The organism is Rhodococcus sp. GXMU-t2271 (genome assembly GCF_041414735.1).
Taxonomy (GTDB): Bacteria; Actinomycetota; Actinomycetes; order Mycobacteriales; family Mycobacteriaceae; genus Rhodococcus; species Rhodococcus indonesiensis.
In genome coordinates this window covers 15,792-40,072 of the sequence record NZ_JAUIZP010000061.1, presented here as the reverse complement: position 1 = coordinate 40,072, position 24,281 = coordinate 15,792, and the positions used below count along the sequence as shown (strand labels likewise).

At 70.9% G+C, this 24,281-nt stretch carries 17 protein-coding genes; 8 read left to right on the top strand and 9 right to left on the bottom strand.

Going from position 1 to position 24,281, the window contains the following annotated elements; all coding sequences use genetic code 11:
* Nucleotides 1–100: 100 nt before the first annotated feature.
* Entirely contained in the window at nucleotides 101–1,207 is a 1,107-nt protein-coding gene (locus tag QYS60_RS22010; RefSeq protein ID WP_371384282.1) for a winged helix DNA-binding domain-containing protein, read from the top strand.
* Nucleotides 1,208–1,291: 84 nt separating this feature from the next.
* Nucleotides 1,292–1,828 (top strand): DUF1360 domain-containing protein, encoded by a 537-nt coding sequence (locus QYS60_RS22005; protein ID WP_371384281.1) that lies wholly within the window; start codon nucleotides 1,292–1,294, stop codon nucleotides 1,826–1,828.
* Nucleotides 1,829–1,948: 120 nt separating this feature from the next.
* On the opposite strand, the gene QYS60_RS22000 is transcribed toward QYS60_RS22005, so the two are convergent.
* Nucleotides 1,949–3,652, bottom strand: coding sequence for an ATP-dependent DNA helicase RecQ (locus QYS60_RS22000; protein ID WP_371384280.1), 1,704 nt, complete (start codon nucleotides 3,650–3,652; stop codon nucleotides 1,949–1,951).
* 177 nt (nucleotides 3,653–3,829) lie between these two features.
* The gene (locus QYS60_RS21995; protein ID WP_003936109.1) at nucleotides 3,830–4,675 is read right to left on the bottom strand and encodes a ParB N-terminal domain-containing protein; all 846 of its coding nucleotides are present in this window, start codon (nucleotides 4,673–4,675) and stop codon (nucleotides 3,830–3,832) included.
* A 94-nt stretch (nucleotides 4,676–4,769) separates the two neighbouring features.
* On the opposite strand from QYS60_RS21995, the gene QYS60_RS21990 reads away from it, so the two are divergent.
* A complete protein-coding gene (locus QYS60_RS21990) occupies nucleotides 4,770–5,357 on the top strand; it encodes a suppressor of fused domain protein (protein ID WP_289379954.1) in 588 nt (195 codons plus the stop codon).
* A gap of 9 nt (nucleotides 5,358–5,366) precedes the next feature.
* On the opposite strand, the gene QYS60_RS21985 is transcribed toward QYS60_RS21990, so the two are convergent.
* Both QYS60_RS21985 and QYS60_RS21980 read right to left on the bottom strand, forming a co-directional pair.
* Nucleotides 5,367–7,178 carry a hypothetical protein gene (locus QYS60_RS21985; protein WP_371384279.1) on the bottom strand — a complete coding sequence of 604 codons (1,812 nt, stop codon included), beginning with the start codon at nucleotides 7,176–7,178 and terminating at the stop codon, nucleotides 5,367–5,369.
* Complete coding sequence (locus QYS60_RS21980) at nucleotides 7,169–8,236, bottom strand: magnesium and cobalt transport protein CorA (RefSeq protein WP_371384278.1); 1,068 nt, start codon at nucleotides 8,234–8,236, stop codon at nucleotides 7,169–7,171. The genes QYS60_RS21985 and QYS60_RS21980 overlap by 10 nt, the downstream gene beginning before the upstream one ends.
* Before the next feature lie 112 nt (nucleotides 8,237–8,348).
* Here QYS60_RS21980 and QYS60_RS21975 point away from each other — a divergent pair, with 112 nt between their 5' ends.
* From QYS60_RS21975 to QYS60_RS21960, 4 genes are all read left to right on the top strand, one after another.
* Nucleotides 8,349–9,203, top strand: a complete 855-nt coding sequence (locus QYS60_RS21975) for a PHP domain-containing protein (protein WP_371384277.1) — start codon at nucleotides 8,349–8,351, stop codon at nucleotides 9,201–9,203.
* Nucleotides 9,200–9,622, top strand: coding sequence for a hypothetical protein (locus QYS60_RS21970; protein ID WP_003936114.1), 423 nt, complete (start codon nucleotides 9,200–9,202; stop codon nucleotides 9,620–9,622). The genes QYS60_RS21975 and QYS60_RS21970 overlap by 4 nt, the downstream gene beginning before the upstream one ends.
* Nucleotides 9,623–10,066: 444 nt before the next feature.
* Nucleotides 10,067–11,260: an NADP-dependent malic enzyme gene (locus QYS60_RS21965; protein ID WP_289379965.1), complete on the top strand. Its 1,194-nt coding sequence runs from the start codon at nucleotides 10,067–10,069 to the stop codon at nucleotides 11,258–11,260.
* Between the two features lie 79 nt (nucleotides 11,261–11,339).
* Nucleotides 11,340–12,299 (top strand): glycine betaine ABC transporter substrate-binding protein, encoded by a 960-nt coding sequence (locus tag QYS60_RS21960; protein WP_371384276.1) that lies wholly within the window; start codon nucleotides 11,340–11,342, stop codon nucleotides 12,297–12,299.
* Here the strand turns inward: QYS60_RS21960 and QYS60_RS21955 are convergent.
* The 3 genes from QYS60_RS21955 to QYS60_RS21945 are packed head-to-tail and all read right to left on the bottom strand — an operon-like array spanning nucleotide 12,258 to nucleotide 15,593.
* Nucleotides 12,258–13,175 (bottom strand): alpha/beta hydrolase, encoded by a 918-nt coding sequence (locus QYS60_RS21955; RefSeq protein WP_371384275.1) that lies wholly within the window; start codon nucleotides 13,173–13,175, stop codon nucleotides 12,258–12,260. The genes QYS60_RS21960 and QYS60_RS21955 overlap by 42 nt on opposite strands.
* Nucleotides 13,176–13,185: 10 nt before the next feature.
* Nucleotides 13,186–14,013 carry an SDR family oxidoreductase gene (locus QYS60_RS21950; protein ID WP_289379971.1) on the bottom strand — a complete coding sequence of 276 codons (828 nt, stop codon included), beginning with the start codon at nucleotides 14,011–14,013 and terminating at the stop codon, nucleotides 13,186–13,188.
* Nucleotides 14,010–15,593, bottom strand: coding sequence for a flavin-containing monooxygenase (locus QYS60_RS21945; protein ID WP_371384274.1), 1,584 nt, complete (start codon nucleotides 15,591–15,593; stop codon nucleotides 14,010–14,012). Before QYS60_RS21945 ends, QYS60_RS21950 begins: the two co-directional genes overlap by 4 nt.
* Nucleotides 15,594–15,663: 70 nt before the next feature.
* On the opposite strand from QYS60_RS21945, the gene QYS60_RS21940 reads away from it, so the two are divergent.
* Nucleotides 15,664–16,332: a TetR/AcrR family transcriptional regulator gene (locus QYS60_RS21940; RefSeq protein WP_371384273.1), complete on the top strand. Its 669-nt coding sequence runs from the start codon at nucleotides 15,664–15,666 to the stop codon at nucleotides 16,330–16,332.
* A gap of 81 nt (nucleotides 16,333–16,413) precedes the next feature.
* Here the strand turns inward: QYS60_RS21940 and QYS60_RS21935 are convergent, their stop codons facing one another.
* Entirely contained in the window at nucleotides 16,414–20,211 is a 3,798-nt protein-coding gene (locus QYS60_RS21935; protein ID WP_371384272.1) for a multifunctional oxoglutarate decarboxylase/oxoglutarate dehydrogenase thiamine pyrophosphate-binding subunit/dihydrolipoyllysine-residue succinyltransferase subunit, read from the bottom strand.
* Nucleotides 20,212–20,318: 107 nt separating this feature from the next.
* On the bottom strand, nucleotides 20,319–24,131 hold the full coding sequence (locus tag QYS60_RS21930) for an ABC transporter ATP-binding protein (protein ID WP_371384271.1): 3,813 nt from the start codon (nucleotides 24,129–24,131) through the stop codon (nucleotides 20,319–20,321).
* Nucleotides 24,132–24,281: the final 150 nt, after the last annotated feature.

Sequence of the window (24,281 nt, the reverse complement as noted above, 5' to 3'; positions counted from 1 at the left end):
TGAAACTAAATTCAACTAAACATCTACCGGACGCTCGGTTGCCCCGTCCAGGCGCAGGCGCCGACGAGGCCGTGTCGGTCCGCCGTGACAGGGTGTCCACGTGACGCCGCGCACCCTCACCGCCCGTGCTCTCGGCCGCGCCACCCTCGCCCGTCAACATCTGTTGCATCGTGCCGACCTCCCGGTGCTCGACGCGGTCGAGCACCTGCTGGGCCTGCAGGCGCAGGCCCCGACACCGCCCTACTTCGCGCTGTGGGCGCGGTTGCGGCGGTTCCGGCCCGCGGCTCTTGCCGACCTCATAGAGGGACGGCACGTGGTGCGCACCGTACTCATGCGCGGCACGGTCTTCGCAGTCTCGGCCGCCGACGCTGCGGCGCTGCGGGACTGGGTCCAGCCGCTGCTGGACCGGGACCTGACCACCAACACCCAGTACGCAGCCGATCTGGCCGGGGTGGACCTGCGTGAGCTCGCCGCGACGGGTCGCGACCTGCTCGGCGACGGCCCCCGCAGCCTGCAGGAGCTGCGCCCGTTGCTCGCGGAGCGATTCCCCGGCCGCGAGCCGGCCGCGCTCGCCTACGGGCTGCGGAACCTGCTCCCGCTGGTGCAGGTGCCGCCGCGGGGGTTGTGGGGGCGTTCCGGGCAGCCGCGACTCACACCGCTCGAGGAGTGGACCGGTCGCGGACCGGCCCGGCCGGACCCGGCCGTCGTCCTCCGGCGATACCTCGGCGCGTTCGGGCCCGCGAGCGTGCGCGACGCCCAGGCCTGGTCGGGGCTGACGCGGCTCGGGGAGGTGTTCGACCGGCTGCGCCCGTCGCTCGAGGTGTTCCGGGACGAGAACGGCGTCGAGCTGTTCGACCTGCCCGACGCCCCGCGCCCGGATCCGGCGGCACCGGCGCCGGTGCGGATCCTCGCGCCGTACGACAACGTCCTGCTCTCACACGCCGACCGGACCCGGATCGTCTCCGACGAGCACCGTCGCCGGATCGTGACGCAGAACGGCATCGTGCGCTCGGCCGTCCTCGTCGACGGGACGGTCGCCGGAACCGCGAAACTGGCCGTCGCGAAGGACTCGGCCGTACTCGAGGTGACCCCGTGGCGGCGTCTGACGCCCCCGCAGCGCTCGGCGGTCGAGGCGGAGGGACTGCGGCTGGCGCGGTTCGGCGCCGCGACCGCCCCCACGCACGAGGTGCGATTCCCCGCGGGGTAGCGGAGAGGCGTGGCGGCAGCCGTGCGTGGGGGCGGCCGTGCATGGGTACTACTGCGCGGACCGAGCTACGTGCAGGAGAAACAGATGAGCAATCAGACCGGGACGTCCGTCGACCTCGTCGACGCCGTCCGCGAACAGAGCCGCGAGTACACCGGCGGGGAGGACATCCCTCTCCGGGGCTACACGAAGGTCCTCGCCGGCTACAGCACGCTTGTCACCGTCGCGGTGATCGCCGCGGTGGTCACCGGGCGCCGACTGCCGGAGCGGCTGAGCGGGCAGGACCTCGTCGTGCTCGCCCTCGGCACGCACAAGCTGTCGCGCACGGTGACGAAGGACGCGGTGACCAGCCCGATTCGCGCACCCTTCACGCGCTACAAGGGGCAGGGCGGCCCGGCCGAGGTGGCGGAGGAAGTCCGCGGGCCGAGCAACAGTCTCCGGCACAGCCTGGGCGAGTTGCTGAGCTGCCCCTTCTGCTTCGACATGTGGGTCGCGACGTTCTTCACCATCGGAATGGTCTTCGCGCCGCGTCCGACCCGGCTCGTCGCCGGGCTGTTCGCCGCCCTGGCCGGCGCAGACTTCCTCCAGTTCGCCTACGCGAAGGCGCAGCAGAGCGTTCAGTGAGTGCCGCCGTCCGAGGCCGGGCAGGATCGACGCACCGGTTCGGAATCCGCCCATGTCACGGCGTGGGCGGATTCCGAAGTCGCGGGCGGATCGACCGGGCGCATCCTCACCCGGGATCCGTCAGGCGATGTCCGGCTCCGGTTCGGGCTCCGAGTCCTCGGGGCGCAGCAGATCGTGCTCCTCCACCGCCTCGAGCGACAGCGTGCGGTAGCCGTACTCGTCGAACAGCACGGTGATCCGGTCCGGCTCGGCGCTCATCACCTCGCCGGGGCCCCACTGCGCATGCACCACGCGGGTGTGCAGCGGAATCGGCTCGTGAAGACTGTGTTTCGGCGGCTCCGCCCGGTGCTCGGGGATTCCTTCGCGGCAGCAGTCACAGTGGCCGCACGGATCGGGCAGCGACTCACCGAAGTACCCGAGCAGGAACTGCCTGCGGCAGCCACGGGTTTCGGCGTACCCACGCATCATCTCCACGCGCGAGCGGTCCATCCGTTCACCGACTGCGGCCACCTCGGCCGCGCGGCGGACGGCGATCTCCACCTCGACGGTGCGTGCGGTGAGTCCTTTGCGTCCCGAGGAGACCACACCCGCGCGTTCGAGCAGGTTGATCGCATTGGTGAGCGTTCGGCCCTTGGTATCCAGTTCGGCGCGAAGGTCTTTCAGTCGCTTCGGGGACTTCGCGCGCGCCAGTGCAGTGAACGCCCGGCCGAGCAGTTCCTCGTCGGGGCGGTGGGTGGTGAAGAACTTCGCGAGCGACAGGTCCTCGGGCCGGTAGAACAGCAGCGCCTTCGCCGCGAGCCCGTCGCGGCCGGCGCGGCCGATCTGCTGGTAGTAGCTGTCCACGGAATCCGGCGCGGAGGCGTGTGCGACGAACCGCACGTCGGGCTTGTCGATCCCCATGCCGAACGCGGAGGTCGCCACCACCACGTCGAGCTCGTCGTCGAGGAATCCGTGGTGCACCCGCTCGCGCGTGGCCGCCGGCAGGCCGGCGTGGTACGCGGCCGCCCGCAGCCCCCGTTCGGTCAGTTCGGCCGCATAGAACTCGGCGTCCTTGCGGGTTGCGGTGTACACCAGTCCGGGTGTGTCGAGTCCGGCGACGGTCTCGATCACCGCCCGGCGCTTGTCGGCGTCGGTGGTGTACCGCTCGACGGCCAGGTCGATGTTGGGCCGGTCGAAGCCGCTGGCGATGACCACCGGGTCCCGCAGGCGCAGCTCCTCGACGATCTCCTGTCGCACCGGCGGCGACGCGGTGGCCGTGAGCGCCACCACCGGGGGCCGGCCGAGGCGGTCGAGCGCATCGGCCAGGCGCAGGTAGTCGGGCCGGAAGTCGTGACCCCACGCGGACACGCAGTGCGCCTCGTCGACCACCACGAGGGAGACGCGCGCGGCGGCGAGGCGGGCGACCACCTCGTCGTTGGCGAGCTGTTCCGGCGCCAGGAAGATGTACTCCACGGTGCGCTCACGGATCGTCTCCCAGGCGGCTGCGGTCTCCGAAACCCGCTGCCGGGAATTGATCGCGACCGCGTCCGGCGCCGAGGTGGCGTCGAGCCCCGCGATCTGATCGTTCTGCAGCGCGATGAGCGGGGAGATCACCAGGGTGGTGCCCTCGATCAGGAGCGCCGGAACCTGGTAGATCGCCGACTTGCCCGATCCGGTGGCCATCACCGCGAGCACGTCCCGGCCCTGCACCAGCGGTTCCATCGCGTCGAGCTGGCCGGGACGCAGCTCCTCCCAGCCGAACACGCGGCGCGCGGCCGCGCTCAGCTCGGTCCGGACGTCCCGGGTGGTGTCCGCTGCCTCCTGCACGGTCGCCGTCAAGCGCATTCTCCTGTCGTGGGCCCGGTCCTGCCGACCAGGGTACGGAGCGCGGGGGTTTTCCCGCGCGGACCGGCGCCGGCACGTTGCTCGACCGGCCCGGGCGCCCGCGTGTGCGGCGGACGTCCTCGGTGACTGCCGGGGGCATACCTCCGGCGCCGCGGGGTCAAACCGGCCGGGCTGCGCTCACCGGGGGGCCCGCCGCTTCAGCCGCTCGACGATCTCCTCGTTCCACACGTGCCGGCGCACGAGCCGGTAACGTTCGCCGGCCAGCCACAGGTAGGCCTCGGCGTCGGTCCGGGTGCGCAGCATCCCTGCCGCCCGCACCATGTCGACCACGGGCACGAACTCCTCGTCGAACCAGCGCTGCGCCACCACGTCGCGGGTGAGGAACTCGCCCTGCTCCTGCATGAGCCGGAAACCCCACGCCTCGATGCACTCGGCCAGCTCGGCGTAGTCCCACGGGTCCCGGACGGTCACCGCGTCACGCCGGTCGCCCGTGAGCGGCACCCGGCTCAGGAACATCCGGTAGTGGTCCTTCCGCATCAGGTCCGAGTGCTGGGTGACCCCCTCGGGCGAGATCCGGGTGACGATCTCGGTCACGTAGGCGTCGATGGTCGCGTCCCCGCGGGCGTAGGCGATGGAGACGCGGTGGTGTCCGTCCACCACGAAGTGCATCGACCCGACCCGGTACACCGTGATCGGCGGCACCGCCTCGCCCCGCCGACGAGCCGTGGCCAGCTTCTCCCACCGTTGACGCAGCCGGGCCGACGTGGGCCGGAACCGCCGGTCGAAATCCTCGGTGCGGTCCACGCTGCCGACGATCGAGGCCACGTCGATGCTCTGCAGCCCCAGACGCCGTTCCCCGACCCGGCCCAGCGCCCGCACCACGGCGTCGAACGGCAGCACGGTGTTGACGTCCCCGGGTTCGCGGCGCAACCAGGCGATCAGCCGCGCGTACTCGGCGCGCCGGCGCTGCCGGGAGAAGTCGTCGCCGGCATCGGCGCCGGGGAAGCCGGTGTCTCGCACCATGACACGACGGTACCGGCGGACGGGCTCCCGGTTGCCCGGATCGGTGCGGGACGCACCGGCGGCATCGGCCCCGCACCGGGTCTACATTGCAGGGGTGATCGACGCCGTGCTGCCCGCCGTCCGTGCCCATCTCAGCGCCCGCTTCGGGGGCGCCGAGCCGGAGACGGCGTCCGTGACGTTCCTCGGACTCGAACCCATCGAGGTGCTGCGGTTCCGCGTGGAGCAGCCGGACCTGGTGCGGTTCGCGACCCTGGGATGTTCGCGGCATCCGATGGGCGACCCCACCGCGACGGTCGCCGACCCGAACCGGGGGCCGCGCGCCGAACTGATCCTGAGCGTGCGCGGCCTCACCGGCGCTCTGCCGGGGCTGGTCCGCACGCTCGCGACGCTCGCGGCACTGCCCGCGGTGGAGGGTGTCGTCCTCACCGACGACGCCCTGCTCGACCTGGGCGAGCCGTTGTGGGAGGGGGCACCGTTCACCGCGGTGATGCTCGAGCCGAGCGACGTCCCCGAACTGGTCCTGCCCGAGCCCGCCGACCCGGTGCGGTTCTTCGAGGTGATCCCGTTGACGGGCACCGAGGCCGCGTGGAAGCGGCTGCGCGGCGGCGACGCGCTGCGCGAGGCGTGGTCGGAGGCCGGCATCGACGTGCGGGACCCGAACCGCGCCCCAGCCCGCATGTGACGGGCCCGGTCAGCGCGGGACGACGACCCCGATCGGGCCGCCGGCCAGGCAGACATCGAGGTCCGGCGACGCCGAGCGGGCCTGCAGCCCGGTGCCTGCACCCGGCACCCGTGCATAGGCCGTGCCCAGTCCCTCGGTGACCGGCACCCGCACCCGCGGGCCGGCGGGAAACCCCACCTCGATCTCGCCGTCCGCGGAGGCGCGGTAGTTCAGCTGCACCGTCCACTCCCCGCCCACGAGCGCCGTGTCGGCGGGCAGCACGGTCGTCGTCGAGTCGGTGAGCAGATGCCCGCAGTCGGGCGCCGGGCCGGGCAGCACGTGCCGCACCGGGACGAGTTCCGCCGGCACCAGCCGGCCCCGGTCGTCGAGCACCTGCAGTTCGGTGGTGACGTCGCCGATCCCGGCGCGTCCCGGCAGCGACGAGAACACCCGGCTCAGGAGATTGTGGGGGTGGGTGACCGGCAGGAGCACCCACACCGACACGGGATGGTCGAGGATCGGCACGTCGGGGCGTGTGGTGAGCGCGGACTTCGCGGCGGCCAGATAGGCGCCGGTGGGGTTGTCGGACCAGGTGCGGGCGAAGGTCGCCGTGGACCACAGGCAGCTCACCGTGAAGGCCACCGCGCACCCGGCGGCGACGATCCGTCCCGTGGGTGAGGGCCGGGGGTCGTCGCGTGGGCGGGTGCGCAGGATCAGGGCCGCTCCGATCGCGACGACCACGGCGGTGTCGGTGTGGTAGCGCAGGGTCTGGGCCAGTTCGTACGTCGTGTCCGGGCCGAAGCGGGTGCTGATCATCGCGGCCGTCGAGGCCGCCACGTAGGCGGCCGTTGCCGCCCACACCCAGCCCGTGCGCCGGCTGCGCCGCAGCGACCACACCAGGACGGCGAGCACCGCGGCCCAGGCCACCACGACCAGCCCGGTCGGCGGATCCGCCCACGGCGGGCCCGGATTCCAGCGGTCCCATCGCCAGGGTCCGCCCAGCAGCGCCGGCAGCACCCCGAACGAGACACCGTGGTGCGTCAACCCCCGGACCATGTCGGCCGTCGGCGCCCCGAACCGGGACTCGACGAGGGACAGGTACGCCGCCGCCCACGCCGCGAGGACCAGCGACGAGCCGAGCCACAGCGGCGCCGCGCGTCTCGCCGCGGTGCGCACCGCCCGTGGGTGGCCGTCCAGCCCGTACATCAGCGCGACGGTCGCGAAGGCCACCGCCGGAACCAGCACCGACTTCTCGAAGAACAGCAGAGCGACGCCGGTGACCGCCGTCCCGCTCAGCGCGTAGCGGAGCCGGCCGGTGCGCGCCGCACGGATCGCGTCGCCGGCCACCCACGCCATACCCGCCTGCAACGGCAGCGAGTTCAGGCCCGCCGCCCACCACGCGAACGCCGGCAGCGTCAGGGGGGTGAACAGGTAGAACAGCAGCGGGCCGAGCAGTGCCGGCCGCGGCCCGAGCAGCAACCACAGCACGCGCAGCGCGGCCAGCGACGCCAACGCCTGGCCGGTCACCAGCGTCGCGGCCGCCGGCCACCACTGCAGCGGCGCGAAACTCGTGACCACGTCGGCCACCAGGAACGCACCCGGCATGAGATGACCGTCGTGGTCGTAGCCGAGCAACTCGAACGACAGCAGCGGGTGCAGGCCCGCCCGTCCGACCAGAATCAGGTCGTCCCAGTAGAACTGCCCACCGAACGCGAGCACTGAGCGCACCGTCAGCTGCAGGACGATCAGGACGAGGGCCGCCGCGAGCACCCACGTCCCGCGGGGGTGCCCTGCGGAAGCGGCCGGCGCCAGGCGCTCCCGCGCCGCGGTGATCAGAGCCATTTGTTGCGGCGGAAGGTGACGAACAGGCCGACGGTGATCACCACGATCGCCCCGACGACCACGAAGTAGCCGTGCTCCCAGTGCAGTTCGGGCATGTTGTCGAAGTTCATCCCGTAGATCCCGGCGATCATGGTGGGCACGGCCGCGATCGCCACCCACGCCGAGATCCGGCGCATGTCGGTGTTCTGCTGCACCGTCACCTTGGCGATCGCGGCATCGACGAGAGTGCTCAACGTCTCGTCGTAGTCCGCGATGCGCTCGGCCACCTTGGTGTGATGATCGGCGACGTCGCGGAAGTAGCGCCGCACCTCCTTGGGTACCGGGTTGCCGGGGCCGCGGGTCAGCTGGCGCAGCGGCGACGCAAGGGGGAGTACCGCCCTCCGCAGCTCGACGATCTCCCGCTTGAGCAGATAGATCTGCTCCACCGCAATGCGGGTGTCGGGCGTGAACACCAGTTCTTCGAGGTCGTCGATGTCCGGCTGCACGGCGTCGACCACGGCGAGGTACGAGTCCACGACATGGTCGGCAACGGCGTGCAGCACCGACGACGGACCGAGCGCGAGGCGTTCCGGGGCGCCTTCGAGCCGATGCCGCACGTCCGCCAGCCCCGAGTGCTCGCCGTGGCGGACGCTGACGACGAAGTCCCGGCCACAGAAGAGCATGATCTCGCCGGTCTCGACGATCTCCTTGGTCGTGGTCACCGATTCGTGTTCGACGTAGTTCACGGTGCGCAGCACGAGGAACGTCACGTCGTCGTAGCGTTCGAGCTTGGGTCGCTGATGGGCGTGCACGGCGTCCTCGACCGTCAGTTCGTGCAGCCCGAACGTGCGGCCCACGCTCGTCATCTGCTGTTCGTCGGGCTCGTGCAGGCCGAGCCACACGAAGCCGGCGCCTCGTCGGCGCACCTCCTCGAGCGCCGCGTCGTGGGCGTAGCGGCCGGGCAGCCGGACCCCGTCGACGTAGACGGCGCAGTCCACCACGGCCCGCTCCGCGGGGACGCGCAGGGTGGACGCCGGGGCACCGGTCCGGCGCGACGGGTGCGAGGGCAGGTTCGACATCGGTTCCCTTCCGCGCAGCACGCTCCGGCCCGTCCGGGCGGTCGCAGCGTCATGCTAACCCGCCCCGGGCCGCCCGCCGGGGCCGCACGACGGGACCTGACACACTGGTGGGGTGCGTATCGACCTGCATGCCCACTCGCTGGCTTCCGACGGGACCGACTCCCCGGCGGGACTCGTCCGTGCCGCGGCCGACGCCGGGCTCGACGCGGTCGCCCTGACCGACCACGACACGACCGCCGGCTGGGACGCGGCGGCCGACGCGCTGCCTGCGGGGCTGCGGCTGATCCGCGGCATGGAGATGTCGTGCACCGGGCGCGGTGAGGACGGACGGCCCGTCGCGGTGCATCTGCTCGCCTACCTGTTCGACCCGCGGAACGAGGCGTTCGCGGTCGAGCGGGAGCGCCTGCGAGGGGAGCGGGTGGCCCGTATCCGGACGATGGCGGAGCGGATGGCCGACGACGGTCTGCCCGTCGATCCCGAACGGATCGTCACCGCCGCCGGCCCGGTAGCGGGGCGGCCGCACCTGGCGCGCGCCCTGGTGGAGGCGGGGGTCGTGCCGAGCATCGAGGCCGCGTTCGCGGACCTGCTGTCGTCGCGGGGCCGCTACTACGTCACCAAGGCGGACACTCCGCTCTCGGAAGCCGTGCGCATGGTCGCCGACGCCGGCGGTGTCACCGTCGTCGCGCATGCCCGTGCTCGATCCCGCGGCCGGTTGCTCGCACTCGACCACATCGAGGAACTCGCGGAACTGGGTCTCGGTGGCCTCGAGGCGGACCATCCGGACCACGATCCTGCCGACGCGCAGCTCATGCGAGACCTGGCGGCGAAGCTCGATCTGTTCGTCACGGGGTCGTCCGACTACCACGGCGGCAACAAGGCCGTCCCGCTCGGCCGGTACACGACGGACCCCGAGGCGTTCGAGGCGCTGACGGCGCGGGCCACCGGGATCGAGGTGCTCGAGGGATGAGCACCTGGGGCCGCCCGGCGCGCCGCGACGACCGCGCCGCCGGACACGACGACTACTACGACGATCCCGCCTACCGCTCCGGCCGCGACCCCTACGAGACACCCCCGGCGACAGCGTCCCGCGGTGGGACGCCGAGACGGGACGGGTTCGTCGTGCGGGGATTGCGGGCGCTGTCGGGGGTGGTGTGCGGCGCGGTGATCGTCCTGACGGTGGTGGTCTGGGTGGCGCAGTACCTCGGGGACAAGCGGGACTTCCCGGGACCGGGCTCGGCGTCGCTGTCCGCGCACGTCGTCGCGGCGATCGTCGTGACGGCCGCGCAGCTGTTCGCGGACCGTCGGCACGGTCTCGCCGCCGCCGCGGCCGCGGGTGTGGTCTATCTCACGGGTGCGGTCCTGATGTTCACCCAGTGGTGGGGCTGACGTTCGGACCCCGTCCGTTACCGGTTGGTAACCGGTCGAGATCTCGGGCTTTTGCCTCGGAACGACCCCGATCCTCGGGTCGACATTGCGGCTCGGCTGTCCAAACTCACAGGTGAGCGGCGAAAATCGTGAGACATTCGCAAGAAATACCGATTTGATTGTTGGCTTGTGAAGGTGGCAAACTTTTCCCCAATCCGGCGTCGGTGCCACCGCCCCGAAGCCGGACGAAGATGGCAGACCCTGTAGAGGGCTCGTCGCCAGGGCTCACCCGCCTCGGCGCCATCACGCTCCGGAAGTCGTACAGCGTTGTACAGCGGTAACCGTGATCGCGCCCGGAAGCTTCACCGAAATGTCCTTGGCGAAGCACTGCGCCTGAAGTCTGTCGCGCAGCTACTTCGCAGTAACCGGAACCCGAGTGGTTCCGGCTCGAGCAGGAGTGTCATCGTGTCAATCGTGTCTGATGCACCTACCCCCCAGAAGGTCGAGTTGACCGACGAGGAGATCTTCGGCAGCCACGTCGACGGCAAGCTGTCCGTCGAGCTCACGGCACCGCTGGAGACGCAGCGGGACCTGTCGATCGCCTACACCCCCGGCGTCGCGCAGGTCTCCCGCGCGATCGCGGCCGACGAGACGCTCGCCGACCGCTACACCTGGACCAACCGCCTGGTCGTGGTCGTCTCCGACGGCTCGGCCGTCCTCGGCCTCGGTGACATCGGCCCGCGCGCGTCGCTGCCGGTGATGGAGGGCAAGTCCGCGCTGTTCAAGAAGTTCGCCGGCCTGAACTCGATCCCGCTGGTCCTCGACACCAAGGACCCCGACGAGATCGTCGAGACGCTGATCCGGCTGCGGCCGAGCTTCGGTGCGGTCAACCTCGAGGACATCTCCGCCCCGCGCTGCTTCGAGATCGAGAAGCGCGTGATCGAGGCGCTGGACTGCCCGGTCATGCACGACGACCAGCACGGCACCGCGATCGTCGCGCTCGCCGCGCTCAAGGGCGCGGCCAAGGTGCAGGGCCGGGAGCTGAGCGGCCTGCGCATCGTCATCTCCGGTGCCGGTGCCGCCGGCGTCGCGGTGGCCAACATCCTGCTCGCCGCCGGTGCGGCGGATGTGACCGTGCTGGACTCGAAGGGCATCGTCTCGGCCGATCGCACCGACCTGAACGAGGTCAAGATCGATCTGGCCGCGCGGACCAACCCCGCCGGCCGGCACGGTGGGCTGATCGAGGCCCTGAGCGGCGCGGACGTGTTCATCGGCGTCTCGGCCGGCACGGTGCCCGAGGAGATCGTGGCGGAGATGGCCGAGGGCGCGATCGTGTTCGCGCTGTCGAACCCGGACCCGGAGATCCACCCGACGATCGCCGCCAAGCACGCCGCGATCGTGGCGACCGGGCGCAGCGACTTCCCGAACCAGATCAACAACGTGCTGGCCTTCCCCGGTGTGTTCAAGGGCGCGCTCGATGCCGGTGCCCGGCGCATCACCGAGGGCATGAAGCTCGCCGCCGCCGAGGCCATCCTCTCGGTCGTCGGTGACGAGTTGGCCGTGGACAAGATCGTCCCGAGCCCTCTCGATCCGCGGGTGGCGCCCGCCGTCGCCGAGGCCGTCGCGGCCGCGGCACGGGCCGAGGGCGTCACCGACTGACGCGATCGACCGCACGCCCCGTCCGGAGCCCGCACCCAGGTTCCGGCCGGGGCGTTCGGCGTTCCGGGGATGCGCGAGGATGGGCAACGTGTGGAACGTGAGGAGCCGGGGACGGCGCGGCGGGGGATTCGGACGGACGGTGGCCGGGCTGACGGTCGCCGTCGCGGTGCTGACCGGGTGCGGCCCGTCGGTTCTCGACGAGTCGGCGGACACCGCCACGGTGGTCGTCGGAGCCGGGGACGGCGTGGCGAGCGAGCTGCTGGCCCGCATCTACGCCGGTGCCCTGGCCGGGAGCGGAACCCGTACCGAACTGCGAACCGGGCTCGGTGACCGTGCCGGGTACCTGGCGGCGCTGGACGCGGCCGAGGTGACCCTCGTGCCGGACTACACCGGCCGGTTGCTGAGGTACTTCGCTCCGGCTGCCCCGGACACGGACGCCGAGGACGTGTTCGAGGCCCTGGCCCGTTCCCTGCCCGAGGACCTGGCGATCACGGATTATGCTGCCGCCCAGGATCGTTCGATGCTGGTCGTGTCCGACGCCACGGCGGAACGGCTCGGCACCACCGAGCTGACCGGAATCCTCGGCCGGTGCGGCGAGCTGACCGTGACGGTGACCGCCGGGTTCGAGACGAACGACGGCCTGGGGGACATGGCCGAAAGAGGTTGCGTCCCAGGTCGCGTCGAAGAAGGCGACGGCGATGTGGCGCTGCGCGCGGTCACGCAGGAGGGGAGCGCGGCCGCGCTGACCACCACCTCGGTCGTCGCGCGCGACGCACCAGGAGTCGCGCTCGAGGACGCACCGGACCGCGCGCCCGGAACCGGGCCGGAGGACGGAACCGTCACGGAGCCACCGGTGTTCACTGCCCAGAACGTCGTCCCCGTATTCCGCAAACACGCGCTGGGGGAACGTCAGCTCGAAGCCCTGAGCCTCGTCGCGGGGGAGCTCACCACCGCCGACCTGGCCGAGATGCTCGGCCGGATCGACGGCGGCGAGGACTCAGCGGCCGTCGCGCAGGCGTGGCTCACCGAGCACGTGTGAACGCAGGAAGCCGCCGAGCTGCGCCACTGCGTCGGCGGCCTCGCCCACCAGCGCGGCCTGCAGATGGGCCACGTGCCACAGGTCGCGCTGCTCGGTGACCGTCACCTCCACCCCCGCGTCGCGGAACTCGCGGGCGAACTCGCTGACCTGTGGGTACAGCATCTCGCCGGTGCCGACGTGGATCAGCGTCGGCGGCAGCCCGTTCAGGTCCCCCCGCAGGGGCGCGTAGCCGGGGTCGGCGGCGTCGTGGCCGCCGAGATACGCGCGGGCCGAGGCCGAGATCCAGGCGGCGTTGAGGACCGTGTCCCGGTCGAACGGGAAGTCGCGCGAGCCGGGGTCGGCCCAGGGGGCGACGAGGCCCAGGGCGGCGGGCCGGACCCCGTGCCGGTCGATCAGCCGTCGCGCCGTCGCGACCGCCAGCCCGCCCCCGGCCGAATCCCCGGCGATGGGGGCGGTTCCCGGGGTCACGCCGTGCTCGGTCACCAGCTCGAGGTACGCCCCGACCGCGTCGTCCAGGGCGGCGGGGTAGGGGTGCTCGGGAGCCAGCCGGTAGTCGAGCACGTAGACCACCGAACCCGAGGCCGCGGCCAGGTACGCGGCCAGGGACCGGTGCGTGGCGGGTGAACCCACCGTGTACGCGCCGCCGTGCAGGTACAGCACCGCGGTGGGACGTTCGGTGGCGCCGACGGTGACGCGCTCGGCCGGCCTCCCCGCGAGTGTGACCTGCCGGACCACCGTGCCCTCGGGCAGGCTCTGGATCGGCGCGACCAGCTCGAGCAGCCGGCGCTGGACGGAGTACGGCAGCCGGGCGTTGAGGGCGAGCCGGTACGCCGGACGCAACGCGGCCCGCACGACGGGCAGGGGGAGCTGTGGCATGACCGCGACCCTAGCCCCTGGGCACGAAGCGGCCACTGACGAATGCGACGACACGCTGGTAGGACGGACCCACCGCGCGCACCCAGGCGTCCAGGAACTTCGCGTCGGCGCCCACGAGTATCCGGGGCCGGCCCTTGCGCACCCCCTCGACGATGGTGCGGGCCGCGTCCTCCGGGCTGGTGCGTGCCAGCTTGCGGTCGAAGAACTGGGCGAAGGACTCCTGGTCGTCGCCGTCCGGGACGGCTGCATTGCGGGCGATCGCGGTCTTGATGCCGCCGGGGTGGACGCAGCTGACCTTGACGGGGTGCCCGGCGATCAGCATCTCCTGGCGCAGGGACTCGGTGAAGCCGCGGACGGCGAACTTCGCGGAGTTGTAGGCGCTCTGACCGGGGATGGACAGCAACCCGAACAGGCTCGAGACGTTGACGACGTGGCCGTCGCCGGACGCGACGACGTGGGGCAGGAACGCCTTGGTGCCGTTGACCACGCCCCAGAAGTCGACGTCCATGATCCGCTCGATGTCCTTGAACTCCGAGCGCTCGAACTCCCCGTGGTAGGCGATGCCGGCGTTGTTGTAGATCTGGTTGACCTGGCCGAAGTGGGCGGCGACGGCCTCGGCGTAGTCGAGCACCGCCTCGCGCTGCGTGACGTCGAGGTGGTCGGCCTTGACCTCGGCGCCGAGGTCGCGGGCCCGGCGCGCGGTTTCCTCCAGCCCGACGGTGTCGACGTCGGACAGGGCCAGCCGGGCGCCGCGCCGGGCGAGCTCGAGCGCCAGAGCGCGGCCGATGCCCGATCCGGCACCGGTGATGACGGCTACCTTTCCTGCGAACTCGCTCACTGTGCTGCCACCTTCCGGGCGTCGGTCTCGTCGGTGTCGCGAACGGCCGACGGCGTCGGCGCCGGGACCGGGGGGAGGTCTGCCGCAGCGACGCTGCGGTAGGCATCCAGATCGAAATGCTTGGTGATGCGGCGGAACTCGAATGTGAAGCTCGGCCACAGGGTGGTGTTGTTACCGTGCTTGTCGAGGTACCAGCTCGCGCAGCCGCCGTTGTTCCACACGCTGCGCTTCAGGGCGGCCTGCAGGTTGCGGTTGTAGTCGTCCTGCACCTCGGGACGCACCTCGACGGTGCCGATCCGATGGCGGTCGATGGTCTCGATCGCGTCCACGACGTAGTTGAGCTGGGATTCGATCATGTACACCATCGAGGTGTGGCCCAGGCCGGTGTTCGGTCCCACGAGGAAGAACAGGTTGGGGAAGCCGGCGACGGCGGCACCCTTGTATCCCTGCATCCCGGTGGCGTCGAAGACGTCGGCGAGGCTGCGGCCGTCCTTGCCGAAGACGCCGGCGAAGGTGGGCGAGTCGGTGACGTGGAAGCCGGTCGCGACGACGATGGCGTCGACCTGCCGGGTGGTGCCGTCGCGGGTGACGATGCCGTCCGCCGTGACCTCCGCGATGCCGTCGGTGACCAGGTCGACGTTCGGCCGGGCCAGCGCGGGGTAGTAGTTGTTCGAGATGAGCATGCGCTTGCAGCCGATCTGGAAGTCCGGGGTGACCTTGCGGCGCAGCTCCGGATCGGCGATCTGGCGGCGGATGTGCGTGCGGGCGGCGAGCTCGAGCGGCTTCATGAACGCCGGTGCCTTGGCGAGACCGACGACCTGTGTCTCGCGGGTGAGGTACTGCAGGGCGCGGGACAGGCGCTGGAATCCGGGCACGTGGCGGAACGCGAGCCGCTCGACGGGCGTGTACTTGCGGTCGGCGCGCGGCAGCACCCACGGTGCGGTGCGCTGGTAGACGTCGAGGTGGGCGACCTTGCCGGCAATCGCGGGCACGATCTGGATCGAGGACGCGCCGGTGCCGATCACGGCGACGCGCTTGCCGCTCAGGTCCGCGTCGTGGTTCCACCGGGCGGAGTGGAAGATCTCGCCCCGGAACCGGTCGATGCCCTCGATGTCGGGCAGCGCCGGTTCGCACAGCGCGCCGACGGCGGAGACGACGATCCGAGCATCGAACGCACCCTTGGTGGTCCGCACGTCCCAGCGGTGGGTGGCGTCGTTCCAGCGGACGGTCTGCACGTCGCAGCCGAAGACGGTGCGGCGGCGCACGTCGTACTTGTCGGCGATCGAAGCGATGTAGGCCTGGATTTCGGGCTGGGGGGAGAAGGACCGCGTCCAGCCCGGGTTCAGGGCGAAGGAGTAGGAGTACAGATTGGACGGAACGTCGCACGCCGCGCCCGGGTACGTGTTGTCGCGCCAGGTGCCGCCGACCTCCGAGCCGCGTTCGAGGACCACGAAGTTCTTGCCGGCCTGCGTCAGCCGGACGGCGGCGCCGAGTCCGGCGAAACCGCTGCCGATGATCAGCGTGTCGACCTGACGCGGGTGCGCAGCGGTGGCGATGGTGTCTGTAACCGGAAGACTCATGTAAATGAGCGTAGGGCCATATTGAGTGGCGGTCAATAGCTGTTGACTGCGATTCAACAAGAATGTTTGCATGGCACCTGTGAAGGGCAACATCGTCAAGCGCACCAGGCTCAGTCCCGCCGAGCGCCGGGCCCAGCTCGTCGACCTCGGCGTGCAACTGCTCGCCGAACGGCCGCTCGAGCAGATCTCTGTGGAGGAGATCGCCGATCAGGCGGGGGTGTCGCGCGGGCTGCTGTTCCACTACTTCGCGTCCAAGCACGACTTCCACGTCGAACTCGTCCGGCACACCAGCCGCGACATGCTCGAGCGCACCGCACCCGACGACAGCCTCGAACCGATGGACATGCTGCGCGGCACGATCGTCGCGTACGTCGACTACGTCACCGACCACCGCGACACCTACCTGTCGATGCTGCGCGGCACCGCGAGCGGGGATCCGGACATGCGGCAGGTGTTCGAGGACACCCGCACCGCAATGGTCGAACGCACCGTCGCGCACCTGCCCCGCATCGGCATCGACGCCGGCCCCGCCGTCGCCCTGGCCGTGCGCGGCTGGATCGCGTTCGTCGAGGACACCACGATCGCCTGGCTGCGAGATCCGCAGCTCACCCGCGACGAGTTCGTGGACCTCGCCGTCGCGGCCCTGCCGGCGCTCGCCCTGGCTGCCGGCGGGCCGAATGTGACATTCGGTCGATCGAATCGACCGGATGTCACATTCGGTCATGACGCTGGGACGTAGGAAACGGCGCGAGCCGGGCCGGCCGCCCCGAAGGGCAAGCGCGACCCGGCTCGTGTGAGAACCGCGGGGTACCGCCGGTGACTACTGACCGAACGCCTTCTCCAGGATCTCCTGCTGCTCGACAGCGTGCACCTTGCTCGACCCGGACGACGGCGCCGACATCGCGCGGCGCGACACCCGCTTGATGCCCGACAGCTTCTCGGGCAGCATCTCCGGCAGCGCCAGGCCAAGGAACGGCCACGCGCCCTGGTTGGCCGGCTCCTCCTGCACCCAGAAGAACTCGTGCGCGTTCGGGTACCGGTCGAGTGCCTCGGCGATACGGCGGCGCGGCACCGGGTACAGCTGCTCGATCCGCAGGATCGCGACGTCGTCCCGCTTCTCCTTGTCCTTCTTGGCCTTCAGCTCCCAGTAGAGCTTGCCGGAGGTCAGCAGGACGCGGGTGACCTTCTCGCGGTCGCCGCCGTCGCTCTCGTACAGCGGCTCCTCGAACACCGAGCGGAACTTGCCGCTGGTGAAGTCCTCGAGGTTGCTGAGCGCGGCCTTGTTGCGCAGCATCGACTTCGGCGTGAACACCACCAGCGGACGGCGGATCCCGTCGAGGTGATGCCGGCGCAGCAGGTGGAAGTAGCTCGCCGGGGTGGACGGCATGGCCACCGTCATCGAACCCTCCGCACACAGCTGCAGGAACCGCTCGATGCGGCCCGAGGTGTGGTCCGGGCCCTGGCCCTCGTGGCCGTGCGGCAGCAGCAGCACCACGTCGGAGAGCTGGCCCCACTTGGCTTCGCCGGAGGAGATGAACTCGTCGATGATGGACTGCGCGCCGTTGACGAAGTCACCGAACTGCGCCTCCCACAGCACCAGCGCCTCCGGGTTGCCCACGGAGTAGCCGTACTCGAAGCCCAGGCCCGCGAACTCGGTGAGTGCCGAGTCGTACACCATGAACTTGCCGCCCTTGCCGCCCTCGGCAGCGACCTGCTGCAGGGGGGTGTACTCGGCGCCGGTCTTGCGGTCGATGAGCACCGCGTGACGCTGGGTGAACGTGCCGCGGCGCGAGTCCTGGCCGGCCAGACGCACCAGCGCGCCCTGCTCGACCAGCGAACCGAACGCGAGCAGCTCGGCGTACGCCCAGTCGATGTGGCCCTGGCGGGACATCTCGCGACGCTTCTCGACGACAGGCTTGACGCGCGGGTGCACGGAGAAGCCCTCGGGGACGTTCACGAACGCGTCGCCGATCCGCTCGAGCACCGACTTGTCGACGGCGGTGGTCAGCTTCGCCGGCGGCGTCTGGTCGAGCTCGACCGACTCGGACGGCTCCGGCTTGAACTTCTCGAGCTCGCGGACCTCGTTGAAGACCCGTTCGAGCTGGCCCTGGTAGTCGCGCAGCGCGTCCTCGGCCTCTTTGAGCGAGATGTCGCCACGACCGATGAGGGACTCGGTGTAGCTCTTGCGGACGCTGCGCTTGGTGTCGATCACGTCGTACATCGCCGGCTGCGTCATCGACGGGTCGTCGCCCTCGTTGTGCCCGCGACGGCGGTAGCAGATCATGTCGATGACGACGTCCTTGTTGAACTTCTCGCGGAAGTCCACGGCGAGGCGGGCCACCCACACGCACGCCTCCGGGTCGTCGCCGTTGACGTGGAAGATCGGCGCGCCGATCATCTTCGCGACATCGGTGCAGTACTCCGACGACCGCGAGTGCTCGGGGGCCGTGGTGAAGCCGACCTGGTTGTTGACGACGATGTGCACGGTGCCGCCGGTGCGGTAGCCGCGCAGCAGCGCGAGGTTGAGGGTCTCGGCCACGACACCCTGACCGGCGAACGCCGCGTCACCGTGCAGCAGCAGCGGCATGACGGTGAAGCCGCCCTCACCCTTGTCCAGGATGTCCTGCTTGGCGCGCACGAGGCCCTCGAGGACCGGGTTGACGGCCTCGAGATGCGACGGGTTCGCCGTGAGCGAGACGTTGATGTCGTTGTCGCCGAACATCTGGATGTAGTTGCCCTCGGCGCCGAGGTGGTACTTCACGTCGCCGGATCCGTGGGCAGCGGCCGGGTTCAGGTTGCCCTCGAACTCGGTGAAGATCTTCGAGTACGGCTTGCCGACGATGTTGGCCAGCACGTTCAGGCGGCCGCGGTGCGGCATCGCGATGGCGACCTCGTCGAGCTGGTGCTCGGCGGCCTGGTCGATGATCGCGTCCATCATCGGGATGACCGACTCGGCGCCCTCGAGCGAGAACCGCTTCTGGCCGACGTACTTGGTCTGCAGGAACGTCTCGAACGCCTCGGCGGCGTTGAGGCGGCTGAGGATGTACTTCTGCTGCGCCACGGTCGGCTTGACGTGGTGCGCCTCGACGCGCTCCTGCAGCCACTGCTGCTGCTCGGGGTCGAGGATGTGGGTGTACTCCACGCCGACGTGGCGGCAGTAGGCGTCGCGCAGCACCGACAGCACGTCGCGCAGCTTCATGCGCTGCTGCCCGTGGAACCCACCGACGTTGAACTCGCGGTCGAGGTCCCACAGGGTCAGGTCGTGCGTGGTGACGTCGAGGTCCGGGTGGGACCGGAACTTGTCCTTGACGAACTGCAGCGGGTCCGTGTCGGCCATCAGGTGGCCGCGGCTGCGGTAGGCGGCGATCAGCTCGAGGACGCGGGTGCTCTTGTCGACGGCGCCTTCCGGCACGTCCTTGCGCCAGCGGACCGGCTCGTAGGGGATGTGCAGCGTGTGGAAGATCTCGTCGTAGAAATCGTCGCTTATGAGCAGGTTGTGGACGGTCCGCAGGAAGTCGCCGGACTCCGCGCCCTGGATGATGCGGTGATCGTAGGTGGAGGTCAGCGTCATGAGCTTGCCGACACCGAGCTCGGCGATGCGCTCGTCGGAGGCGCCCTGGAACTCGGCCGGGTACTCCATCGCGCCGGCGCCGATGATGGCGCCCTGGCCCGGCATCAGCCGCGGCACCGAGTGCACGGTGCCGATGCCGCCCGGGTTGGTCAGCGAGATGGTGACCCCGGAGAAGTCCTCGGCGGTGAGCTTGCCGTCGCGCGCGCGACGGACGATGTCCTCGTACGCGGAGTAGAACTGCGCGAAGTTCATCGACTCGCAGTTCTTGATCGCGGCGACGACCAGCGACCGGTTGCCGTCCTTACCTGCCAGGTCGATGGCCAGACCGAGATTGGTGTGCGCGGGGGTGACCGCGTTCGGCTTGCCGTCGATCTCGGCGAAGTGGCGGTTCATGTTCGGGAACGCCTTGACCGCCTGCACGATGGCGTAGCCGAGCAGGTGGGTGAACGACACCTTGCCGCCGCGGGTACGGGCGAGGTGGTTGTTGATGACGATCCGGTTGTCGACCATCAGCTTCGCAGGGATGGCGCGCACACTGGTGGCGGTCGGGATCGAAAGCGAGGCGTTCATGTTCTTCGCGACGGCAGCGGCAGCGCCACGGAGAACCTTGGACTCTTCCTGGGGGGCCGAAGCGGCGGGCTTCGCGGGAGCCGGCTTGGCGGCGGGCTTCGCGGGGGCCGCCTTGGCGGCTGCCGGCTTGGCGGCGGGCTCGGCCGGCTTCGGAGCGGGCTTGGCCGGGGCGGTGCCGGGCTTGGCCGGGGCGGTGTCGGCCTTCGGCGGGGTGGGGGTGGCCTTCGGCGGAGCCGCGGCCGGGGCGGCCTTCGAGGCGGGAGCGGATTCGGTGGAGGTCGGAGCGGAACTCTGCGCCGGACGCTGGGTCTGCGTGGCACCGTTCGCGCCACCTGCGACCGCCGCCTCCGGGGAGTAGTCCGTCAAGAATTCGTGCCAGCTGGCGTCCACGGACGACGGATCGTCCTGGAACCGCTGGTACATCTCGTCAACCAACCACTGGTTCTGTCCGAACTGGGAAGTAGAGCTGCTGCTCACGGCAGTTGTTCGCCTCGTTTCTTTCTTCGGTACCCGATCGGAGTGCCTATGTATATGAGGCTAGCCCGCGACTGTGACGAACGAAAAAGCTCTGCCACGGTCGAGACCTACCTCACAATCTCTGAGTCGACGGGGTCCCCATCGACGACGGTTCTCGCCAGCCGATTATTCCCTGCCCGCATTTGGGCCGCATCACAGAGGGTCGTGTACACGCCCCCGGCATGACGCAGCGCGTCGTGCGATCCGGTCTCCACGATGCGCCCACCGTCGACCACCACGATCAGGTCGGAGTGGGCCGCGGTCGCCAATCGGTGGGCCACCACCACGGCGGTGCGGCTGCGGGTCACCGACTCGCCCGCCGCGAGTACCGCGCGTTCGGTGCCCGGGTCGAGAGTCGCCGTGGCCTCGTCGAGCAGCAGCAGGTCCGGATCGACGAGTTCGGCCCGGGCCAGCGCGACGAGCTGACGCTGCCCGGCGGACAGGCCCTGCCCCCGCTCGCCGACGGGGTGCAGCATGCCGCCGGGCAGACCGGCGATCATGTCGAGCGCCCCCACTGCGCGGGCTGCCGCCTCGATGTCCGTGCGGTCCGCGCCGGGCCGCCCGTAGGCGATGTTGCTCGCGACGGTGCCGGTGAACAGATGCGCTTCCTGCGGGACGACGCCGAGCCGGGCCCGGTATTCGGGCAGTCGGTAGCCGCGCAGGTCGACGTCGTCCACGCGCACCGAACCGGACGTCGGATCGTAGAACCGGGCCAGCAGTTTGACGATCGTGGACTTGCCGGCCCCCGTGCGTCCGACCAGTGCCACCGTCGAACCGGCCGGGAAGTGCAGGTCCACGCCGGTGAGCGCGTCCGCGTCGGCACCCGCGTAGCGGAACCCGACCTGTTCGAGCCGTACGTCGCCGCGCAGATGTCCCGGGATCGGCACCGTGCCGGTGCCGCCTGTCTCGAGGGAACTCTCGGTCCGCAGCAGGTCACCGATCCGGCGCAGTCCCACCCGGGCCTGCTGATAGCCGTCGAACACCTGCGACAACTGCTGGATGGGGCCGAACAGCAGACCGAGGTAGAGCACGAATGCGACGAGCACGCCCGCGGTCGTCGCGCCCGACGCCACCTCCCGGGCCCCGACGAACACCACCGCCGCCAGCGCGAGGTCGGACAGCAGCGCGATGAACGGGAAGTACAGGGAGATGGCCCGCTGGGAGCGCATCCGGCTGCGCCGGTACGCGTCGGCGCGTTCGGCGAACCGGCGGGCCGCGAATTCCTCGCGACGGTATGCCTGGGCCGCCCGCAACCCGGTGATGTTCTCCTGGAAGTCCGCATTGACCAGCGAGATGCGTTCCCGGGAGACTGAGTAGGCCGTGGACGAGACCCGCCGGAACCACAGTGTCGCGGCGAGCAGCGGCGGCACCACCGCCAGCGCCACCAGCCCCAGGGTGAGGTCGGTGGCGAGCAGGGCGACGGAGATCCCGGCCAGCGTCAGCACGCTCACCACCGCAGTGGACAACCCGGTCTGGATGAACGACGAGAGCGCGTCGACGTCTGTGGTCATCCGGGTCATGATGCGGCCGGACAGTTCCCGCTCGTAGTAGTCCAGACCGAGTCGTTGCAGGTGCGCATAGCTGCGCACCCGCAATCCGAACAGCACCCGCTCACCGGCACGCGCGGTGAGGACGGTGAGCAGCGCGACCACCAGCCACGCCAGCAGCGCCAGCGCGGCACCCACCGCGGTGGCCGCCCACAATCGGCCGGGGTCGCCCGGCGTGACGCCCCGGTCGACGGCGTAGCGCACGATCGACGGGAACGCGATGGACGTCAGCGACTCGACCGCCAGGCACAGCACCACCGCCGCGAGAATCCACCGCACCGGCCGCAGCGTCCGGGACAGACGGAACTCGGGGTCGAATCGGCGCAGCTGTGCCGTGTCCAGTCCCGGTTGCTCGGTGGCCGGGGGCAACGCCTCGACCGCCCGGCGCAGCGCCGGCGTCGGGGCGATCGACCCGAGGGCACCGCTCATCGGGCCGCCACCGCGGCCGCCGCTCGTCCGGCCGCCCGCAGCCGGACCCGCCTGTGGCACCGCCACCCGGGCCACGGCCGGATCGGAGTCCGGCGCTGTCTGCGGCCACAACGCCCCGGCGGCGTGCGTGGTGCGGTCCGGCGCCGGAGTCTCGTCCTCGTCGCCGCTGAGCAGGGCCCGGAACAGCGCATTGCGCGTCTCGAGTTCGTGGACCGTTCCGGAGTCGGCCACGCGGCCGCCGTCGAGCACCGCGACCCGGTCGGCGAGGGAAAGCGTGGACCGCCGGTGCGCGAGGATCAGCGTGGTGCGCTTCGGGCGTGCCCGCAGCGCCGCGAAGATCGCGGCCTCCGTCTCCGCGTCCACGGCCGAGGTCGCGTCGTCGAGAATCAGCACCCGAGGATCGAGCAGCAACGCACGGGCCAGCGCGACACGCTGCCGCTGCCCGCCGGAGAGCGTCAGCCCCCGCTCGCCGACCACGGTGTCGTACCCGTCGGGGAGCGCCTCGACGAACTCGTCCGCGCACGCCGCCCGCGCGGCGGCGCGGATCTCCTCGGCGCTCGCCTCGGGCCGGCCGAGCGCGATGTTCGCGGCGATCGTGTCCGAGAACAGGAACGGCTCGTCGAACACCAGGCTCACCGCCTCGCGCAACTGCTCGGCACGCAGGGCGGCGACGTCGATTCGTTCGCCGTCCGCGGCGGTGACGTACACCGTCCCGGACTCGGGGGCATAGAACCGGGGCAGCAACAGCGACAGCGCGGTCTTGCCGGAGCCGGCGGCGCCGACCACGGCGACGGTCTCGCCCGGCGCCAGTTCGAGATCGAGACCGTCGAGGACGGGCCGGCCGGGCTCGAAGCCGAAGGTCACCGAATCGAGGACCAGCCCGAGCGGTCCCTCCGGCAACGGCACCGGGTGCGGCGGGTCGGCGACGTCGGGTTCGGTGTCGATCACCTCGTACACCCGCTCGACCGCCGCCCGGGAGAGCTGCGCCATGATCACCACCGACGACAGCGTGCGGGTGGTCGCCGTCATCGTCGCCAGGTAGGCGGCGAACGCGAGGAACGTGCCGACGGTGACGGTGCCCTGCAGGGCCAGCCAGCCGCCGAGCGCGATCACGGCGACGAGCCCGAGCTGCGGGATGGCCCCCATCGGGGCGGCGAACGCGGCGTTGACCCGGGCGGCGCGCATGCGCTCGGCGTAGAGGGCGCGACCGTGCTGTTCGAGCTGGTCGACGGCGCGGGCCTCCTGCCCGAATCCCTTGACCACCCGAACCCCGGTGACGGTCTCCTCCACGTGCTGGGCCAGGTCTGCGGCGCGTTGCTGCGCCGACCACGTCGCCGCGAACAGCTTGGGCCGGACGAGGGCCACCACCCCGGCGATCACCGGCACGGTGACGAGAGCGACCAGGGTCAGCAGCGGTGACAGCACCGCCATGATCACAAGTGCCAGCACGAACTGCAGCAGCGCCCCCGCCGACATGGGGACCATCGCGAGCAGACCCTGGACGAGTTGCAGGTCGGTGATGGAGCGCGACACCACCTGCCCGGTGCGGATCTGGTCCTGGCCGCGTCCGTCGAGCCGCTGCAAGGAGGCGAGCAGACCGAGCCGCAGGTCGTGCTGCACGTCGAGGGAGAGCCGGCCGGCGAGCATCCGCCGGCCGTACTGGCACCCGAACCGCACCACCGCGCCCCCCGCGATCGCCGCCGCCGCCAGGCCGATCAGCTGGAGGTCGTGACCCTCCGGGTGGGTGGCGCTGTCGAGTGCCAGCTTGGTCAGCAGCGGGAAGGTGATGTCGATCAGTGCGGCGACGACGGTGACGGTCAGCGCGCCGAGCGCGACGCGGCGGTGCCGCCAGGCCTCCGCGCCCAGCCGACGGATCCAACCGGGGGAACGCGCGTCGTGTGCCATCGTCCTCCGACATTAGCGCCGGCGGCCGACAGGACGAGGGCCGCGGTCACGGCTCTCGGCGATCCGCTCCCGTCGAAGCGGATCCGCTCGGCCCTTCGGAATCCGCACCGTGCGCGACCGGCGCGAATTCGCAACGAGCGGACGAATCCG

What these genes read in the sequence shown, in the direction of transcription:
- QYS60_RS22005 (WP_371384281.1), top strand. Translation starts at nt 1,292, where the DNA reads ATGAGCAATCAGACCGGGACGTCCGTCGACCTCGTCGACGCCGTCCGC.
- QYS60_RS22000 (WP_371384280.1), bottom strand. Translation starts at nt 3,652, where the DNA reads ATGCGCTTGACGGCGACCGTGCAGGAGGCAGCGGACACCACCCGGGAC.
- QYS60_RS21995 (WP_003936109.1), bottom strand. Translation starts at nt 4,675, where the DNA reads ATGGTGCGAGACACCGGCTTCCCCGGCGCCGATGCCGGCGACGACTTC.
- QYS60_RS21985 (WP_371384279.1), bottom strand. Translation starts at nt 7,178, where the DNA reads ATGGCTCTGATCACCGCGGCGCGGGAGCGCCTGGCGCCGGCCGCTTCC.
- QYS60_RS21980 (WP_371384278.1), bottom strand. Translation starts at nt 8,236, where the DNA reads ATGTCGAACCTGCCCTCGCACCCGTCGCGCCGGACCGGTGCCCCGGCG.
- QYS60_RS21970 (WP_003936114.1), top strand. Translation starts at nt 9,200, where the DNA reads ATGAGCACCTGGGGCCGCCCGGCGCGCCGCGACGACCGCGCCGCCGGA.
- QYS60_RS21960 (WP_371384276.1), top strand. Translation starts at nt 11,340, where the DNA reads ATGGGCAACGTGTGGAACGTGAGGAGCCGGGGACGGCGCGGCGGGGGA.
- QYS60_RS21955 (WP_371384275.1), bottom strand. Translation starts at nt 13,175, where the DNA reads ATGCCACAGCTCCCCCTGCCCGTCGTGCGGGCCGCGTTGCGTCCGGCG.
- QYS60_RS21945 (WP_371384274.1), bottom strand. Translation starts at nt 15,593, where the DNA reads ATGAGTCTTCCGGTTACAGACACCATCGCCACCGCTGCGCACCCGCGT.
- QYS60_RS21940 (WP_371384273.1), top strand. Translation starts at nt 15,664, where the DNA reads ATGGCACCTGTGAAGGGCAACATCGTCAAGCGCACCAGGCTCAGTCCC.
- QYS60_RS21930 (WP_371384271.1), bottom strand. Translation starts at nt 24,131, where the DNA reads ATGGCACACGACGCGCGTTCCCCCGGTTGGATCCGTCGGCTGGGCGCG.